The sequence below is a fragment of the Parabacteroides sp. 20_3 genome (assembly GCF_964238835.1).
Taxonomy (GTDB): Bacteria; Bacteroidota; Bacteroidia; order Bacteroidales; family Tannerellaceae; genus Parabacteroides; species Parabacteroides distasonis.
Map to the genome: position 1 here is coordinate 195,771 of NZ_CAXSNO010000004.1, position 19,273 is coordinate 215,043.

Sequence of the window (19,273 nt, forward strand, 5' to 3'; positions counted from 1 at the left end):
TGTTAAAAATTATCCGGTTTAATCCGGTAGAAATAAGTGATGTGCTTTTCCATGTCCTTGACTATCTTGACCTGCTCGGGATGGAAGTTGAGCCTCCTCGTTTCGATCGGGGCATTAAACGTTTCCCATTCGGCGGAAGGTAAGAACACATATTCCCGACGGAAACACCATAACACGATTTGATTATCCCAATTTCCCTTGAACACCGTTCCTTCGTAGTCCTTCAGGAACTGCCGGAACTCGGCTTCGTCCCGAAAAGCGATGTCAAAGCCTTGATAGAGATTGCCGTTTTCCGATTCCTCCCTTTTGTGTAGGTAGAACTTCCGGTAGGTCTCGGTCGTGAAATCTCCATACCTGGGATTGGGTTCGGCATAAAACCATAACGGTACCTTAGCCAGAAATGACACCGAACCGTTGGCGCAAGCACCGCAATGCCCCCAGTCCTTGAACACCCCTTCCGTCCATTTCAGGAATTTCAGTTCCTCCGGATTCACGGAATGGAATGCGCCTCCGCTGACACTCAGACGGATATTGCCGTCCTCTTCCCACACGAAAGGCACATACGGCTGTTCGCATACGGAAAGATATCCTTCTTTTGCACTCCTGCTGTCAATAAGGGCGTTTCCGTAATAATCCCCGTGTTCGGTTACATATACCAGCCTGTCGCCGATTTGAGGTGTAATTTCGGAGCGTGTCCGCTCAATGAGTTCAACATAATTGTTGGCCATATCCACATCTTTCTGTGTCAGCCAATGCTGGTGGTCGTATGAAACATTCCGCTCTCTGAGTGTTTCGATACTGTACTTTTCTTTTGTTACCTGCTGTGACATAACAATTTATTTTTAGTGATCCGGCTTTTCGGGGCCGGAGTTCCCGTAACTACAGGCCATAAAAGGTCGTGTCCCGTACATGCAAGGTTGGCGGGAAAAATACCGCAAGCCCTCCGGGCGAGGATGATTTTTCCACGACACCCGGAGGGCTTGACCTTGCTTGTACGAGCAGGACACGGGTTACCTTTGCCTGTGAGTTACGGGGATTCGGCTACGGTATGGCTGTCATGTCCGCTGTATATGTTTCTTGAAATGACCGTGATATTTTATGCCCGAAAATTACCGGCAATCACGAAAAAATGCTACCTTTGCATCAAGAAAAAAGAGTTATTTGAAAGCATGAGGAATATAGTGATTCTAAACAGCTTGGAATTTTCTTATCCGTTGCCCGTTCTCATGCGAGTTTTCTACAAAGCGTTGATAATCAAATAAGATACTTCAGATTACAACAAATATACTAATTTGAAAGCAAATCACAACGATAACGGGCGGATAAGGTCGGATGTGTTGGATGTTTCCAATGGATCAAAGATACTAATTTGAAAGCAAATCACAACCATCTGACAGGTTATCAGCTACAAGCCTATGATGTTTCCAATGGATCAAAGATACTAATTTGAAAGCAAATCACAACGCTTCATCGAGACACCGTATTTCGTTGAACGATGTTTCCAATGGATCAAAGATACTAATTTGAAAGCAAATCACAACGTTGTCTACGCTCATCCTCCCACTTGCGTCGATGTTTCCAATGGATCAAAGATACTAATTTGAAAGCAAATCACAACACGTCAAGGATATGACACTATTTCAAACCGATGTTTCCAATGGATCAAAGATACTAATTCGAAAGCAAATCACAACACCTTATTGATAGACCATTTACCAAATATAGATGTTTCCAATAGATCAAAGATACTAATTTAAAAACAAATCACAACACAAGCCAACCGTCACCATTCGCCCCAAGACTGTTTCTTGTGGAGCAAAGATACTATTTTAATAAATACTTAACCTTCTTCAACTGATCCTTTACTCGGTAACACCCTCCGTTATTTTTACAATCAATTGTTAAGTCATTTAATAAATTCATATATCGCATATCTATCCATTCTTTTATCAATGGGGCACAAAAGTAAGCGAACTAGGGAAACTTTGCTAAAAAGACTATAACTTTACGGCAGAAAAGATAAAGAGACAACAACAAAGATTGAGAATGGACCTAAAAGAGAGACTATCAAGCCGCTGTCATATAGAGGATATCCATGAGATATTATTTTATGTACAAGGAAACCAAGAACGGAAAGCAGAGCTATACGATCTGATATTCGATCCGGATGATGCCGTTAGTTATCAAGCGTTATGGGTCTGTAGCCATTTCTCGACCAAGGAAAACGAATGGCTATATGATAAACAGGATGAGCTGATAAATGAGGTGCTTAACTGTGAGCACTCCGGTAAACGACGCATTCTCTTGAACTTGCTTGTACGACAGCCCCAGGCGAATCCCCCACGGGTAGATTTCCTGAACTTCTGCCTGGACCGGATGCTTTCAGCGAAGGAATTACCCGGTGTGCAAACGCTTTGCATGAAACTGGGATATGAGTTATGCCGTCCCATACCCGAGTTGCTACAGGAATATAAGACACTACTCGATCTGGCGGAACCCGATTTACTACAAATCTCTTTGCGAACCGTACGTAAGAACATCTTAAAAAAAATACGATAAAACATGAGAAAGATTTTCACACTATTCTTCTGTGCCGCCTCCTTGGCCACAGGACTAGCGCAACAAGAATCCTATTTTACCAATCCCGTGATCCACGGTGACGTAGCCGATCCTTCCATTATCCGGATCGACCAGACTTACTATATCACTGGCACCTCCTCGGAATGGGCCCCCTATTATCCGGTTTTCACCTCTACCGATTTGGTGAACTGGCAGCAAACCGGACATGTATTCGACGAGAAGCCGGAATGGACTAAATCCTCATTCTGGGCTCCGGAATGGTATCAGCATAAAGGGAAGGTATATGTCTATTATACGGCCCGGAAGCAATCGGATAACATCTCGTGCATCGGTGTCGCCGTGGCGGATTCACCTACGGGCAAGTTCAAGGATTACGGCCCGGTGGTAGAGTTTGGGAAGGAAGCGATAGACGCATTTATCTTGGAGGACAAAGGCAAACTTTACATCAGTTGGAAGGCTTATGGATTGGATAACCAACCCATAGAGTTATTGGCCTGTAAGTTGACGGACGATGGGCTTCGCCTAGACGGAAAGCCTTTCAGCCTGCTGCGTGACGATGAGCGTCAAGGTATGGAAGGTCAGCATTGGTTCAAGAAAGACGGATATTACTATATCATCTACTCCGTGAGAGGCTGTTGCGGCCCGCAGAGCGATTACGCCGTATCCGTGGCTCGCTCGAAAAAGCTGGAAGGTCCTTACGAGAAATACCAAGGAAACCCGATCTTGCACGGAAGCAAGGAGGTTCTCTCCATCGGTCACGGAACGATTACGACTACACCGGACGGACGCATGTATTACCTATGCCACGCTTACCAGCCGGGAAGCGGCTTCTACCAAGGTCGCCAACCTTACCTGCAAGAGGTGAGAATGGGTGAGGATCATTGGCCTCACTTCGTAACCGAGGAATACGCGAGCCGCACGCAACCCATGCCATTTGCCGAGTCCGCACAAGTGCCGGTATTCGATTTCTCGGATGATTTCACCGGTGCTACCTTGCGTCCCGAATGGAGTTGGAACTATCCTTACACGGATGTCAAGACCGAGATCAAGAACGGTAAACTATCTCTATCCGGAACACCGAAACCCGGCGTAAAGACCGGAGCGGCACTTTGTTTACGCCCAACCTCCCCGGATTACACGTTGGAAACAGCGATCGTAAACCGGAATGACAGTTGGAAAGGAATCACGATGTACGGAGACGCAAATAACCTAATCACCTGCGGATGCGCTGGAGACCGTTTGATATTGAAATATATCCTAGAGGGGAAAGAACATCCATTGGCCGATCTTCCTCTTCCCGCCTCGCCTTTATATCTACGGATGAAAGTGACCGACGGTACGCATAGCACGTTCTACTGGAGTAAGGACGGACAAGCATGGAACGAGATCGTCAGCGAAGCTCTCTCCGCGAAAGAGACCCGGTCGTTGATCCAATGGGATCGTATCTCCCGTCCGGGATTGTATCAAGAGGGAGATCCTACGGCACCGGCCGTTTACGCTTATTGTCTATTAAAAAATGAATGATGGAATCTAAGTTTCACACGTTTGCCCAACCGATACAATCGATCCCCTTACCGGAACGATTCACGTATCCTTTTCACTATACACCGCATCCTCTATGCGTAATAGCGGCTGAGGAAACACAGGCATACCTGAAAGAACGAACCGAATGGCGGGAAGAGTTACAAGCCGGAAAAATGTTCGGCGTATTGGTGGTTCGTACTCCCGCCGGAGAGGCCGGCTATCTGGCCGCGTTCTCCGGTAACCTAGCAGGGAAGAATGTACATCCATTCTTCGTCCCCCCGATCTATGACCTATTACAACCGGATGGTTTCTTCCGGCAAGAGGAGGAGCGGATCAATGAGGTCAATGCCCGTATCCGAACCCTGCAAGCCTCTCCAGCTCTCGAAGACGCACGGTCGAGGTTACAAAGCACGATCGAATACTGCGATTTCGTATTACAGGCCGCAAAAGACTTGATGAAAAAGAGGAAAGAGGAGCGCGACCGACTTCGGCAGTTCCCTCTCACGGAAGAAGAGACCGCACTTCTTATTAAAGAGAGCCAACACATGAAAGCCGCTCACAAGCTAACCAAGAAATCATTGCGGTCTATACTGGAGGAGGATCAAGCCAAGGTGGATCGGCTTGAGCAGGAGATCGAGCAACTGAAGCAAGAACGCAAGCGACGGTCGGCGGCCTTGCAACGCAAGTTGTTCGAACAATTCCGAATCCTGAACGCCCGGAGCGAAGTGAAGGACTTATGCGAACTGTTCGCCCCTACCTACCAAGGTGCGCCGCCTGCCGGAGCGGGTGAGTGCGCCGCCCCTAAACTCTTGCAATACGCCTACCAGCATCAGTTGGAGCCGATCGCCATGGCAGAGTTCTGGTGGGGCGATTCTCCCAAGACGGAGATCCGGCACCATGGATATTATTATCCGGCTTGCAAAGGAAAATGCGAGCCGATCCTCAACCATATGCTACAGGGATTACAGGTAGATGAGAATCCGTTATTGGCGGACTCTCACCGGGAGACGAAGCTGGATATCCTTTATGAGGACGACTATTTGTTGATCGTCAATAAACCGGCGGGTATGCTCTCCGTCCCCGGCAAGGGAGACGCAGACTCCGTCTATCACAGGCTGCGTATCCTTTATCCGGATGCCACCGGCCCAATTATCGTACATCGCTTGGATATGGCGACATCCGGCTTGCTACTCGCCGCCAAGACCAAAGAAGCGCATCAGAACCTGCAAGCCCAATTCAAGAACCGAACCATCCAGAAAAGGTATATCGCCTTATTAGAGGGTGAAGTTCCCCAAGATGAGGGTGAGATCCGTCTTCCGCTATGTCCCGATCCTTTGGACAGACCCCGGCAAATCGTAAGCGAAGAATTCGGGAAACCTGCCTTTACACGCTACCGGGTATTGGAACGGACTTCCGGAAAAACCCTTATCGCCTTTTATCCCCAAACCGGACGTACCCACCAGCTACGGGTACACGCCGCCCATCCCCTAGGTCTTCATTGCCCCATCCTTGGCGACGAGCTTTACGGACGAAAGGCGGAACGGCTCTATCTGCACGCTGAATATCTAGCATTCACGCATCCTATCACTTCCGAGAGGATAGAGATACAAAAATCACCGGCATTTCCTAGGTGCTCCATGCCATGAGCATCCTAGGCAAAATACCTCTGTCAAGTCAAATCCGGACAGATCCGCGGCAGGGTCTTTGGGAACGACCTCCCCATTCTCGTAAACATACACTAAAAGACGTTCCCCAGCCGCATTCTTTACATACATAGAAGGGATATCACACTGCGGACACCGATACTTTCTCATCATCTAATCTTTTCTTTATCTTTTTATAAACATACAAAAACGCAGGTATCAAGAATAAGTCAGCGGCAACCCAAGCCAACGGATCACCGAAACAAACGCCTAAGAACCCAAAAGCGGGAACCGCATACAAGCTCACCAAGATACGTGCGATCATCTCTGAAACACCCGAGAGCATCGCAAGGTTGCTAAAACCTACCCCTTGTATCGCGTAACGCAAGATACACAGTAGCCCGACAGCCGGGAAGAACCAGCAAGAAATATGCAAAAACTGCTCCGTATAGTCCAGTATTTCGACCTCAGATGGAGCCACAAACAACAAGGCCAGCCAACGAGACCCCAGCATCAAGATCATCCATGTAGCAGCGGCATACGTAAGCATCATCAACGCACTTACCTTAATTCCCTGCAAAATACGCTCCGGCTTTCCCGCCCCATAATTCTGTCCACAATACGTAGCCATGGCGATACCCAAACTCTCAAAAGCGCAAATGAAGAACATCTTGATACGGGCGGCGGAAGTAAAGGCAGCGACACAGGCCGTGCCCAAGGCGTTATTGGCGCTCTGCAACATGATACTGCCAATAGCGGTAATAGAAAATTGTAATCCCATCGGAACCCCCATCGCCAATAAGGTACGGGCCAGCCCGGCATGAAACCTTCGATCCTCGGAAGAAGTAGCCCGTAAGATCGGAAATTTCCGAAGCATATATAAATAACATAAAATGGCGGAAAGCCCTTGCGAGAAAACCGTAGCGATAGCCGCTCCCATCACGCCCCATCCTAGTACCAAGATGCAGAATAAATCCAAGAAAACATTCAAGACCGTAGAGAACAGCAAGAACCAGAACGGAGTCTTGCTATCTCCCAAAGCCCGCATGATACTTGCCAACAAATTATAGAAGAATGTACAAGGAATACCGATAAAAGTAACAAACAAATAATCATAGGCCCCATCGAAGATATTCCCGGGTGTCTGCATCCCCCGCAAGATATCCCGGCAATAGAAACCGGAGACAGCGGCGATCACCACGGACATTACCGTAGCCAATTGCAACCCCACCGCCACGTAACGGCGCATCGTCGCATAATCCCTCGCCCCGAACTTCTGAGCTACCGGGATGCCAAAACCGGCGCAACATCCGTTACAGAATCCCAGAATCAAGAAAATCACCGAGGTACTGGCCCCCACGGCAGCCAGCGAATTGATACCAAGAAATTTACCTACGATAGCGGCATCGATCAAGGAATAAGTCTGCTGAAGTAAGTTTCCGAGCAATAATGGCATCGTGAAACTGAATAGAAGAGGGAATACAGCTCCCCCCGTCATCTCTTTTGAGTTTGCCATACATCTAACAAATAAAAGGATTTAAGAAAGACGGATAAGTCGTTACAAAGGTAATCAATCACTAATAAAAAACAATTCCCGCCCGCTATTATTTTAAGCGGTAATTTACAAGAAACAACGATGCCCATCGTAAGGTCTTTACAATGGGCATCGTAAGATGTTTAGAACAGGCATTGTAAGATGCTTACAATGGGCATCCTAGCTTTCTTATTCCAAAGAGAATGAATAGGGGCGATCACTATCCTGCGTACCTCGCTGTTTATTAGGGGTATCGCTCATTTGGTATTGAATTTTCGCACCAGCTAGCAACTGCTCGTGTGTCAAGAAATTGCGGGTGTATGTCTTGCCGTTTACTTTCATACCCTTGATGTAACGATTCTCCCGATCAGCCTTGTCCGCTTGGATCAAAACCTGCTTTCCGTTATCCAGATGGAGTTTTACGGATTTGAACAAAGGGGTACCTAATACATATTGGTCGGTACCCGGACATACGGTATAGAAGCCTAAGGCAGAGAACACATACCATGCGGAAGTCTGTCCGTTATCCTCATCGCCGCAATAACCATCCGCCTCAGCGGTATAGAGCTTATGCATGATCTCGCGTACCCAGTATTGGGCTTTCCAAGGCTCGCCGGAATAGTTGTATAGATATACCATATGCTGGATGGGTTGGTTGCCATGGGCGTATTGTCCCATGTTCATTACTTGCATCTCACGCATCTCATGGATCATACCGCGGCTATCCATACCCAAACGGCTAGGCATCTTAAAGACGGAATCCATCATATGATTGAATTCCTTCTTTCCTCCCATTAAGTCGATAAGACCTTGCGGGTCGTGGAAAACACAGAAACTCCAATGCCAGCTGTTTCCCTCACAGAAATCACGGCTCCAGTCCGTACCTTTAAAAGAAGGGTTGAACTCGCCCTTATCAGAGCGTCCGACCATCAACTTATATTTTGGGTCGTACACATTCTTATAGTTGTTAGCCCGTTGCTTGAAGATATCGATCTCGCTTGCCGGCTTGCCAAGTTTCTTGCCCAAGGTATAAATCGTCCAGTCATTATAAGCATATTCCAAGGTACGAGCCACATTTTGTCCGATACCGATATTATTCGGTACATAACCCAGTTTATTATACTCCTCGTAAGCGACACGACCGGAAGCCGTTCTCGGCAGTTGGCTATTCGCGTCATGCTTCAAAGCTTCCCAAAGCGTCTCGATATCGTATCCTCTCAAGCCTTTGATATAAGCGTCGGCTACCACGGAAGCGGAGTTATTGCCGACCATGCAATCCCGGTGGCCCGGACTTGCCCATTCCGGCAAGAAACCGCTCTCTTTATAAGCGTTCACCAAACCTTCCTGCATCTTTTGGTTCATCTCCGGATACATCAGGTTCAAGAAGGGGAAAAGACAACGGAACGTATCCCAGAAACCGGTATCGGTAAACATATAGCCCGGCAAGACCTCACCGTTATAAGGGCTATAATGCATGACTTGCCCTTTGGCATCGATCTCATAGAAGCTACGGGGGAAAAGCAAGGAACGATACAAGCAAGAATAGAAAGTACGCAAGTTATCGATGTTCGTATCCTCTACCTCGATCTTACCTAATTCCCGGTTCCAGATTTCCTTACCTTTGGTCACTAGCTGATCGAAACCAGTATCTCCCACCTCACGCAAGTTTAACTCGGCCTGCTCGGTGCTGATGAAAGAAGAAGCCACGTTGGCATGCACCACCTCGCCGGCCTTTGTCTCAAAACCGATGATAGCGCCGGCATGGTTTGTCTTCACCTCCGACTCATCCAACTGGATCGCCCCGTTCTTAACCGTAGAGGAGAACGTGAATGGCTTATCGAATTGGATCACGAAATAATTCTTGAAGTTACGGGGAACACCGCCCGTGTTCTTCGTGGAATAACCGATGATCTTACGTTCCGCAGGCAATACCTTTATATAAGAGCCTTTATCGAAAGCGTCGATGACGATATACGCTTTCTTGGTTTCCGGGAATGTAAAGCGGAACTTAGCCGCACGTTCCGTCGGAACCAACTCGGTAGTCACGTCATGATCGGCTAGATAGACCTTATAATAATAAGGTGTAGCCACTTCCCCTTTGTGAGAGAACCAGCTAGCCCGTTTCTCCTCGTCGAAGACCAAGCCTTCGGTAGTAGGCATAATGGAGAACTGCCCGTAATCGTTCATCCACGGGCTCGGTTGATGGGTTTGCTTGAATCCCCGGATCTTATCCGCATCGTAACGATAGGTCCAGCCGTTGCCCATCTCGCCGGTCTGGGGAGTCCAAAAGTTCATACCCCAAGGCATGGCCGTGGACGGATAGGTATTTCCGGTAGATAATTCGTACTTGGATTGGGTACCGACTAACGTATTCACGTAGTCCACAGGATTCTCCACGGCGGAAAGCTGCATGCAACAGGCTATCCCTATCGCTAAAAACCCTTGCTTGAAAAAAGATGTTTTCATGTTTGTATAGAATATTAATATTGTCTGTATTGTAGAGACGGGGCGTGCCCCGTCTCATCCCTGCAAAATAGTAATTTAAGATACTATCAGTCTGTGGAAGACGGGGCACGCCCCGTCTCTACAACTTGGTGATTGTGTAGGCGGTAACGTTGGCCGCTTTCCGGACAGGTGGCGAATCCCTCGGAGTCAAATACAAGGCGATGGCCGTACTCGCTTATCCAACCGATCTGGCGGGATGGATTTCCTACGACCAGCGCATAAGCCGGAACATCCTTCGTTACCACCGCCCCGGCACCGATCATGGCATACCGCCCGACCGTATGTCCACAAATAATCGTAGCGTTAGCTCCGATCGAGGCCCCCTTGCCAATCACCGTCTCCTTATACTGGTCTTTCCGAGAGATAGCGCTACGCGGATTGGTTACATTTGTAAACACGCAACTAGGCCCCAAGAACACATCATCCTCGCAAATCACCCCCGTATAAATAGACACATTGTTCTGTACCTTCACGTTATTCCCTAAGACCACGCCCGGCGATACGACTACATTCTGGCCGATATTACACGCCCTGCCAATCACGCATCCCGTCATGATATGGGAAAAATGCCAGATATGGGTTCCTTCCCCGATCTCACAACCGGCATCGATTACCGCTGTCTCGTGCGCTTGATAACTCATATCAATCCTCTTATTTATAGATTAGGAAAATAGTAGGCTTCTTACTCAGATCGGGAACTTTACCCGCCCATTCCTTGACCGGGCGAGTGTGGATATACTCATCCTCACACGTTATATTCGAGGCGATACACAGTTTCGTAGACGGACGGCACGTACGGATCAACTCCTCGGCCAGTTTATTATTCCGGTAAGGAGTCTCGATAAACAATTGCGTCTGATGCTCGGAATAGATCCTTCCCTCCAATTTCTTGATCGTGTTCGTTCGCTCGGAAGCATCGATCGGCAGATAACCGTGAAAAGCGAAACTCTGTCCGTTAAAGCCCGATCCCATCACCGACATCAAGATAGACGAAGGCCCCACCAACGGTACCACCGGATAATCCTTCCGTTGGGCGATAGCTACTACGTCAGCACCCGGATCAGCGATCGCCGGACAACCCGCCTCCGAGATCACGCCAACGCTCTCGCCTTTCGCCAAAGGAGCCAGATAACCAGCTACTTGTTCCGGTGAGGTATGTTTATTCAGCTCATAAAATGTCAAGTCATCGATCACGATCCCCGGCTCCACCTTTTTCAAGAAACGGCGTGCCGTACGCACGTTTTCCACGATAAAATGCCGGATAGATAAGATCACGTCACGGTTGTACTCTGGTAAAACACGGCGATGTTCCGTATCGCCCAAGGTAACTGGTATAAGGAAAAGAGATGCTCGCATACTGTTTGTTTTCCGCGAAAGTAGTACTTTTGCCGCAAACTAACAGAATAATCATGGCACTTCCTATTGATTTTATTACCCGTACACGGGCTTTACTTGGCGAGGAGTTCGATCGTTTAGAGGCAGCGTTAAGCGCTGATGTTCCCGTAAGTATCCGTATCAACCCGATGAAAGGGACTCCCGCTCCCAAAGCAGGTGCTCCGGTCGCTTGGTGCGAGAGCGGTTTTTATTTGCCGGAACGGTTGTCTTTCACCTTCGATCCTCTATTCCATGCGGGGGCCTATTACGTGCAGGAAGCGTCTTCCATGTTTCTGGAACAAGCGATCAAGGCATATGTGAAAGAGCCGGTACGTTGCTTGGATTTATGCGCTGCCCCGGGTGGCAAGTCCACGCATCTGGCGAGCTTATTGCCGAAAGGTAGTCTGTTAGTCAGTAACGAGGTGATCCGCAGCCGGAGTTATGTATTGGCCGAGAATATCGCTAAATGGGGCCGCCCGGACACGATCGTTATCAATAATGACCCGGAGGAGATCGGCGAGGCATTGCCTCATCTGTTCGATGTGATCGTCACCGACGTACCTTGTTCCGGTGAAGGCATGTTCCGGAAAGATACGGATAGCACAGGCGAATGGAGCGTAGATAACGTACGGCTTTGCGCCTCCCGTGGGCGGCGCATCATCCATGATATCTGGAACGCCTTGAAACCCGGAGGTATCTTGATCTACAGTACATGTACCTATAATACGGAAGAGGATGAGGAGAACATACATTATATAATAGAGGAGCTGGGAGCCGAGGCATTGCCTATCCCTACCCAAGAGGAATGGCAGATCACCGGCGCCCTCCGGTTTGAACATCCGGTTTACCGCTTCTTCCCGCATAAGACACGGGGCGAAGGCTTTTTCCTCGCCGCCCTCCGGAAAGCGGAAGGCGAGATTGAGGAGATTCGTGTCAAGTCCAAAGGGAAAAAAGAGCGAGGAAAAGCCGCTCCGTCCATCCCACAGGAGGCCCGTCTGTTCCTTTCGGATGAAACTTCGTTTTCTCTCGAATGGAACGGCAGTTTCCTTCGAGCGTATCCCAAAGCCCATTCGGATCTATTTTCACTCATCAATGCCAAGCCTTTACGGGTACTTTCCGCCGGTATTTGCCTAGGAGAAGCGAAAGGGAAAGACTTTATCCCATCTCAAGAGCTGGCTTTAAGTACTGCCTTAACTCCCAACGCATTTCCATCCGTGGAACTGGAATGGGAAGACGCTATTAAATTCTTAAAGAAAGAGGCGCTCGTCTTACCCTCCGGCATAGATAAAGGATATGTGTTGGTACGCTACCAAAGACTTCCGCTAGGTTTTGTAAAGAACCTTGGCAACCGGGCCAATAACCTGTATCCGCAAGAGTGGCGTATACGGACGGGATATATTCCGGAGGAAATCAAACTATTTTTAGGACGATAAGACCACTATATAGGCATAAAGCCACACGTATATACGTATAAGACCACACTTACGTACGTGTAGGCCGATGCGTATATACGCATGAGGTTACGCCTATATACGTGAGAGAATCAATCCTAATCCACGAATCGCAACGTAAACAAGGCGGCCTCCATCCGGCGGATCAAGTTCGCCTTTTTTGATTCCGGGGCATAGACAAAGCTTTCCGCTACGATAACCCGCCCTTTTTTCTTGTCGAGCAGGGCATGGCTGACGAACGGGCCGCCCATCTTATCTCCTTCCATACGCCAAAGACCACGCAATACGCCGCGGTATTCGCCACGGTAGGTGATCGGCTCGTAAGAAAGCTCGAAGCGCCTCTCAGTCTTCATATAAGAATTCGGGAAAGAGCCCGGTACGTTCCGCCTCACTACAGAATCACGCATAGCGACCAGATAATCTTCGGTAAATGCCTCTTGAGCCGTATAGGGAAAACTATATACCAAGATATCAGTCCGTCCCCGATTTGCGTTATTCGAACCCCAAAAGAAATCGGTCTCTTCCTTATAGGCCGACATATCTTCCGGCACGAACAGCGAGATACCGAAACGGGACTTCAACTTCTCATTGATCCAACTGCTATGGCTCTTAGAAAGTCCAACTATCCAACGTTCCCTTTCCACTCGATTGAAATGGTTGACCAACCGTCCTTCATTTAATAAAAGGAACTCGGTTAAAGCAGCGGTAGTCGGAGCATACAGAGTCACAACATTCTGACCGCTGGCCCATTCATCGGGACTCTCTCTTGTTCCAGCTTTCGTATACCGGTTAGGATCTACAGATACGATCAAGATATTTCGTACGTATCGTAATAAACCGGAAAAGCCCGATGGCTCCGAATAGGTGACACGCATAGATGCTTCCGCTTGAGGCAAAGCAGGAATCGGCGCTCGCAATTGTTCTTGCAGCAACTCCCCCACCTCACCATTCCATGCGTCTCGATCCATTACAACCACCACCTCGAAAGGCCATCCGGTAGCCCGCCGTAGCGAGGCCACCGGAGAGGACGAAGTCCAATCACAAGCGGAAAGCCCCACCATTAGGCTAAGGCAGATCCATAGTAGTACAGTTTGTGTTCTCATAGCATTCCTGATTATTCGTTCTTAAAAATTAAATCACACACCGCAAAAGTACAGGAAGGATCGTAAAGAGGAAAGAAATGGTACCGGACAAAACAAGCGAACATCAAACAACTAATAATCACACATATAAACCACACAATGGGAGATAAACGGATAATATTGCCGGACAATCACGACAATCAAAATAACTTTAAGCTTTATAATAAACGGACATAGGCATCCAAATCCGTCTTTTCATCCAAGCCTAGACGTTTTTTTAAACGGCCTTTCGATTTGGTTAACGCATCCGGAGTATTATTAAACACGGCTAGTTGCTCCTTTCGGGAGAAATTCCATTTGATCAAGCAACATATTTCCTGCTCATGGCGGGTAATACTGTATTTATTTCTCAGATCGGTTAAGAAGTTATTAAACAGAAGATCGGTCATACCAATAATCTCAGCCCATTCCTCTTTACTTGGATTCACATGGAGAGGATCATCTTTAAGGGCACATAAAAGCTTAGGTACATCCACATCTACTTTTCCGGTAGCATTGTCCAATAAGTTATTATCGCCGGAAAGAACAAGGATCTCTCTTTCCAACTGCTCCATCTTCTGGCGATAGGCCGTCAGCTCCGTCTCGATCCGGTCATAAGCCTCCGAGCGGATGACCAGAGAATCCCGTTCCCGCTCCAAGCGTACGACTTGCTCTTGATAGGAGGCTAATTGTTGTTTATAGCGATACATATTCGCTTTATTCTGCCGAATGCGAGAACGGACAGATTCATTTCTCTCCCGGATACGTCCCGTACGTACTCCCAACAAAAAGCTAAATACCACCGCCACGATCAAGGCTAAGCAACCAGCCCCCCAATCAACAAATCCCCAAAACTCCCCCATCCCGGTTACCGCATGGATTTATTTCTCAGATAATCATAGATAGCCAATTGCGAACGCACTTTTACCGGATTATCATCACACTTAAAATTATTACGTAACTCGCCATCCAAATAACAAGCTTTCACGTTGTCACTTAGCTGGATATTCAAGATATCGATTATCTCCCTCTTCAGATCCGGATCAAGGATCGGGAAAGCCGTCTCGATCCGTCGGTTCAAATTCCGACGCATCCAATCAGCCGAGGTAAGGAAAAGATCCTCCTGACCATCATTCAGAAAATACCAAACCCGGGAATGCTCCAAAAACATATCCACGATACGAGTAACCCGGATGTTAGCGCTATAAGGTTGGTTCGGTACCAAGCAACAAATCCCCCGGACAATCAGATCGATCTCTACCCCCGCCTCACTCGCATGATAGAGTTCCTCGATCATATGTTGGTCATGCAGTCCGTTCATCTTTAATATGATCCGTCCTTTTCGGCCTTCCCACACATGCTCGATCTCCCTCCGAATCCTACCAGTCAATTCCGAGACCATATTGAAACGGGCCACCAACAAATGGCGGAAAGTAGGTTCTTTCATACGCCCTTCCAAAACAGCAAATACTTTATTGATATCCGTAATAATCTCCGTATTCGAAGTCAATAACGCCATATCCGAATAGATCTTGGCCGTCTTCTCATTGAAATTACCGGTACTCAAATAGGCGAAATCACGCCGTTTAAGTCCCTCGGACGTATCCTTCCGAAGAATGACCGCAACCTTCGCATGTACTTTCAAGCCCGGAATACTATAAATGATACGAATACCGGCCTGCTCCATACGCTCTGCCGTACTCATATTATTCTCCTCGTCGAAACGGGCTTTCAATTCCACGAATACCGTCACTTTCTTACCATTCTGGGCAGCGCTGACCAGCGTATTAATCACGGCCGAATTCTCTGCCACTCGATACTGGGTAATCTTGATCTCATCCACCTTCGGATCAAAGGCCGCCTCCATCAAGAAGCGGATCAAATAATCGAACGACTCATAAGGGAAATGCAATAAGATATCCCGCTTCTTCACGGCCTTGAATACCGACCCCATCTCATCGAGGAAAGGCACACGCATAGGCACCGGTGGCTGCTGCTCCAAATGTTTTCCCGCCGGATTCGGCAATTTCATCAAGTCCTGCAAATTATTATATCGTCCACCTAACACCAAGTCCTCCGACGTAATACCAAAGGCATCGCAAACAAAAGCCAGAAAATCATCCGGCATCGCTTGATCATACATAAAACGGCTCAAGGCTCCGATCTTGCGCTTCTTCACCTTCTTACGGATATTCTCCACGATATTCGCCCGGCTCTCATCATCCAAAAAAATATCCGCATCCCGGGAAATCTTGATGCTGTAACAGCCATCAATAATATAACCGGGAAAAACATTCTGTAAATTCGCACGGATAATGTCGTCGATAAACATGATATAATATTTCCCGTCATGCGGAGGCAACTCTATAAAACGGGGAACTTTCGCATAAGGAATCTTCATCAACGCATAATGATACTCGGGTACGAAGCCCGGCTCATTCATCCGCTTGCTCCGCTTAATCATACGGATCACAAGGTAAAGCCGACGATCCCGGATGAACGTACGTATATCACCGGCTTGAATCATGACCGGCGACAGGAATGGGAAAACCTCCTCATTAAAGAAATTATGGACAAACTCTTCATGGAAAGGTTCCGGCTTCTCATTCTGGTATAAGTAAACATTCTGGCGATTCAATTCCGGCAATATCTTCTCCGAGAAAATACGGTAATAGTCCCGTTGCTGGCGGTTAACCTCCCGGGTGATAGCCGCCAAGGTCTCTTCCGCCTCAGCTGCGCTCTCCTCCGAATAATTCTTTTTCATGATTACCCCCCGGTGTTCCGCAACCCGGATCTCATAAAATTCTTCCAGATTCGAGGAATAGATAGAAAGGAACTTAATACGCTCATAAATAGGCAGCGTATCATCTTCCGCTTCCAGCAAGACACGGTAGTTAAACGACAACCAGCTTAAGTCCCGTTTAAAATATTGATATGAATTCTCCATAATATTCTTATCTTAGGCGTGTAAATATAGATACTTTCGAGCAATAAAAGAAATTGTTATGATTAAAGTTGGATTGCTTTCAGACACCCATGCGTACTGGGATGATAAGTACGCCGAATATTTTAAAGATTGCGATGAAATCTGGCATGCGGGCGATATAGGCTCCGACCTTTTGGCCGCGAAATTCGAGGCATTGAAACCTTTCAGGGCCGTATACGGAAATATAGACGGACAAGCCATTCGCCTGCAATATCCTAAAGTAGCTCATTTCAAGGTAGAAGACGTGAACGTTATGATGACTCATATCGGAGGTTATCCGGGCCGCTACAATCCCGAGATCCGCAAAGAATTATACGATACACGGCCAAATCTATTCATCTCCGGACATTCGCATATCCTGAAAGTAGTATTCGATCGAAGCTTGAAGTGTCTGCATATGAATCCGGGAGCGGCTGGGAAAAGTGGCTTTCATCAAGTACGTACCTTATTACGTTTCGTTATTGAGGGAAAGGATATCAAAGATTTGGAAGTTATAGAGCTAGGGAACCGGGCATTATAAATGATTAGTTACCGCAACAGAAACTCTCGGCGAAAAGAATCGTATTTTGCAAATAAGCGAACTCTTTCTCAAAATATTCGCTAAACACCCCGGAGTTCAAGTTCTCCTCGATTTGTTTCGCTGTCCAAAGCTTTCCGCTACGGCGCTTACATTGATTTAATTGCTCTTCCGTACGTAAACAAATAACATAGAGAGATACCAAATGTTTCACCTTCTCGTTCTCAAATGTATAACGGATCAGGAAGCGTGGAGCAATTGATTTATCTTGCGCCAAACTTCCGAGAGTCTCTTTGACCGTACTATCTATACTATGTCGGAAGAGCACGTAATTATGGAACGGATAATCCATCGTATCCGGAGAGACAAACTCATCCTTACTTCGTCTCACCAGATATAACATACCATTATAAACAACGGCGATACGCACGATCGGATGATAATATTTCTTCGGTAAAGAACGGCTGACCGAACGTGCGATACAACCGATCACCTTCCCATTGTCATTCAATACGGGAAGCCACATTTCCTTTTTCAAGCTACCTTGCATCAAGGACAAACGTATTTGCTCATAAACAATGACCAAAACACCGATTACCAATCCCAACTCCCGATATAAGAAACGTTCGGTACGCATATTCTGCATCGTTTCCGGCAAGATACTATATAACAAGATGATGAAAAGATGCAACGTGTACAGGTTCTGTACCAACTGAGCGAGGAAATAAAATTCGTTCAAGGTAGTACGAAGCAAAGTACGTTTAAAAGAGGGACGTTTCGAATCGCGTATACGTTGTATGATCGTTCTCCTCGTGAACCCCACGATCGCTAACGCCACGACCAGTAATACTTCCGTGATAAGAGGAGAGTATATAAACAACACAGGTTCAAGCTTGAGACAAAGAAATACGGAATATAAGACCAATGTGCCCGCCGATGGCAGAAGCATAAATTGGTATACCTTATCCTTGCTCAACACCTGAAACAAAAAAATACAAACAAAACAGAAAGTAACCCCAATTATAAAAGATAATAAATAAGAAAAATAGTTATCCAAAAACATGAATAACAACAATGGCAATAAACCTATCGCCTGATTATCTAGACCTTTCTTTACTCTGTTCATTCCTTCCCCCCCTTTAGTCCACTTTTATATTAATAACAACAAAGATTGTCAAAAGTTCATGAATCATATATGCTTTTCCGCATGGTACGACGAGCGTACCAGCGGAGCGCTCTCTACTTTCTTAAAACCTTTGCCAACGGCTTGCTGTCTATAATATTCAAAACATTCAGGAGTCACATATTCAGAGACGGGAATATTCTTGCGAGAGGGCTGTAAATACTGCCCGATTGTTAAAACAGAAACACCCGCCAGCAAAACATCATCCATTAATTCAAGCACCTCATCCTCGGTCTCGCCCAGTCCGACCATGATACCAGTCTTGGCTACCACACCCCGCTCAGCGATTCGTCGTAAAACGGATAAGCTCACGTCATACTTTGCGGCGCTACGCACTTGCGGACTGATACGGCGTACAGTCTCCATATTATGGGAGATAATCTCAGGCGCCGCATCCACGACCTGATCAACCAGATCCAATCGTCCTTGAAAATCCGGGATTAAGACTTCCACGGTCGTTTGAGGATTCACCTCTTTGATCGTACGGATCGTATTTACCCAATGAGAAGCGCCTAAGTCTGGTAAGTCATCACGATCAACGGACGTGATCACCGCATGCTTGAGATTCATTAAACGGATGCTTTCCGCTACATTCGCAGGCTCTTTCGGGTCCAACGGAAGAGGTTTACCCGTTAGCGTATTACAAAAACGACAAGAGCGAGTACATATCTCACCACCGATCATGAATGTAGCTGTTCCCCGGCTCCAACATTCACCCATATTCGGGCATTTACCACTTGTGCATATTGTGTGAAGGCAATGAGATTCAACAATGCTTTTTGTCTTCGTGAATTGCTCATTTCCGCCAAGCCGGATCTTCAACCAATCCGGCTTTCTTAAATGCTGCGCCATGTC

The 19,273-nt window shown here is 47.2% G+C and carries 16 protein-coding genes and 1 CRISPR repeat array; of the genes, 5 read left to right on the forward strand and 11 right to left on the reverse strand.

What is annotated here, in order from left to right; translation table 11 throughout:
* Nucleotides 1-2: 2 nt before the first annotated feature.
* Entirely contained in the window at nucleotides 3-830 is an 828-nt protein-coding gene (locus ACESPU_RS09995; RefSeq protein ID WP_005647149.1) for a DUF4121 family protein, read from the reverse strand.
* 446 nt (nucleotides 831-1,276) lie between these two features.
* Nucleotides 1,277-1,847: a CRISPR direct-repeat array (repeat unit 47 nt; unit sequence GATGTTTCCAATGGATCAAAGATACTAATTTGAAAGCAAATCACAAC).
* Between the two features lie 199 nt (nucleotides 1,848-2,046).
* On the opposite strand from ACESPU_RS09995, the gene ACESPU_RS10000 reads away from it, so the two are divergent.
* From ACESPU_RS10000 to ACESPU_RS10010, 3 genes are read left to right on the forward strand one after another with little or no spacing between them, the layout of a single operon-like run.
* The gene (locus ACESPU_RS10000; protein WP_039848880.1) at nucleotides 2,047-2,559 is read left to right on the forward strand and encodes a hypothetical protein; all 513 of its coding nucleotides are present in this window, start codon (nucleotides 2,047-2,049) and stop codon (nucleotides 2,557-2,559) included.
* 3 nt (nucleotides 2,560-2,562) lie between these two features.
* Nucleotides 2,563-4,104, forward strand: a complete 1,542-nt coding sequence (locus ACESPU_RS10005; RefSeq protein WP_009275634.1) for a family 43 glycosylhydrolase — start codon at nucleotides 2,563-2,565, stop codon at nucleotides 4,102-4,104.
* On the forward strand, nucleotides 4,104-5,750 hold the full coding sequence (locus ACESPU_RS10010) for an RluA family pseudouridine synthase (RefSeq protein WP_009275633.1): 1,647 nt from the start codon (nucleotides 4,104-4,106) through the stop codon (nucleotides 5,748-5,750). Before ACESPU_RS10005 ends, ACESPU_RS10010 begins: the two co-directional genes overlap by 1 nt.
* Here ACESPU_RS10010 and ACESPU_RS10015 read toward each other — a convergent pair.
* The 5 genes from ACESPU_RS10015 to ACESPU_RS10035 form a co-directional block, all read right to left on the reverse strand.
* Nucleotides 5,718-5,921, reverse strand: coding sequence for a hypothetical protein (locus tag ACESPU_RS10015; protein ID WP_009018039.1), 204 nt, complete (start codon nucleotides 5,919-5,921; stop codon nucleotides 5,718-5,720). The two genes, ACESPU_RS10010 and ACESPU_RS10015, sit on opposite strands and share 33 nt — an antisense overlap.
* Complete coding sequence (locus ACESPU_RS10020; RefSeq protein WP_029257212.1) at nucleotides 5,890-7,263, reverse strand: MATE family efflux transporter; 1,374 nt, start codon at nucleotides 7,261-7,263, stop codon at nucleotides 5,890-5,892. The genes ACESPU_RS10015 and ACESPU_RS10020 overlap by 32 nt, the downstream gene beginning before the upstream one ends.
* A gap of 207 nt (nucleotides 7,264-7,470) precedes the next feature.
* On the reverse strand, nucleotides 7,471-9,747 hold the full coding sequence (locus tag ACESPU_RS10025; protein WP_373133333.1) for a GH92 family glycosyl hydrolase: 2,277 nt from the start codon (nucleotides 9,745-9,747) through the stop codon (nucleotides 7,471-7,473).
* A gap of 86 nt (nucleotides 9,748-9,833) precedes the next feature.
* Nucleotides 9,834-10,427, reverse strand: a complete 594-nt coding sequence (locus ACESPU_RS10030) for an acyltransferase (RefSeq protein WP_373133335.1) — start codon at nucleotides 10,425-10,427, stop codon at nucleotides 9,834-9,836.
* Nucleotides 10,428-10,437: 10 nt separating this feature from the next.
* Nucleotides 10,438-11,142, reverse strand: a complete 705-nt coding sequence (locus ACESPU_RS10035) for an SAM-dependent methyltransferase (protein WP_005854278.1) — start codon at nucleotides 11,140-11,142, stop codon at nucleotides 10,438-10,440.
* Nucleotides 11,143-11,195: 53 nt separating this feature from the next.
* Between ACESPU_RS10035 and ACESPU_RS10040 the strand changes: the two genes are divergently transcribed.
* Complete coding sequence (locus ACESPU_RS10040; RefSeq protein ID WP_373133336.1) at nucleotides 11,196-12,593, forward strand: rRNA cytosine-C5-methyltransferase; 1,398 nt, start codon at nucleotides 11,196-11,198, stop codon at nucleotides 12,591-12,593.
* Between the two features lie 116 nt (nucleotides 12,594-12,709).
* Here the strand turns inward: ACESPU_RS10040 and ACESPU_RS10045 are convergent, their stop codons facing one another.
* The 3 genes from ACESPU_RS10045 to ACESPU_RS10055 form a co-directional block, all read right to left on the reverse strand.
* The gene (locus ACESPU_RS10045; RefSeq protein ID WP_373133337.1) at nucleotides 12,710-13,714 is read right to left on the reverse strand and encodes a DUF4837 family protein; all 1,005 of its coding nucleotides are present in this window, start codon (nucleotides 13,712-13,714) and stop codon (nucleotides 12,710-12,712) included.
* A gap of 197 nt (nucleotides 13,715-13,911) precedes the next feature.
* Nucleotides 13,912-14,595, reverse strand: a complete 684-nt coding sequence (locus ACESPU_RS10050; RefSeq protein ID WP_005864237.1) for a hypothetical protein — start codon at nucleotides 14,593-14,595, stop codon at nucleotides 13,912-13,914.
* A 5-nt stretch (nucleotides 14,596-14,600) separates the two neighbouring features.
* Nucleotides 14,601-16,679, reverse strand: a complete 2,079-nt coding sequence (locus tag ACESPU_RS10055; protein ID WP_373133338.1) for an RNA degradosome polyphosphate kinase — start codon at nucleotides 16,677-16,679, stop codon at nucleotides 14,601-14,603.
* Nucleotides 16,680-16,737: 58 nt separating this feature from the next.
* Between ACESPU_RS10055 and ACESPU_RS10060 the strand changes: the two genes are divergently transcribed.
* On the forward strand, nucleotides 16,738-17,238 hold the full coding sequence (locus ACESPU_RS10060; RefSeq protein WP_009018034.1) for a metallophosphoesterase: 501 nt from the start codon (nucleotides 16,738-16,740) through the stop codon (nucleotides 17,236-17,238).
* Between the two features lie 4 nt (nucleotides 17,239-17,242).
* Here the strand turns inward: ACESPU_RS10060 and ACESPU_RS10065 are convergent, their stop codons facing one another.
* Entirely contained in the window at nucleotides 17,243-18,361 is a 1,119-nt protein-coding gene (locus tag ACESPU_RS10065) for a hypothetical protein (RefSeq protein ID WP_373133339.1), read from the reverse strand.
* Nucleotides 18,362-18,424: 63 nt separating this feature from the next.
* Nucleotides 18,425-19,270 carry a lipoyl synthase gene (lipA, locus tag ACESPU_RS10070; protein ID WP_005864229.1) on the reverse strand — a complete coding sequence of 282 codons (846 nt, stop codon included), beginning with the start codon at nucleotides 19,268-19,270 and terminating at the stop codon, nucleotides 18,425-18,427.
* Nucleotides 19,271-19,273: the final 3 nt, after the last annotated feature.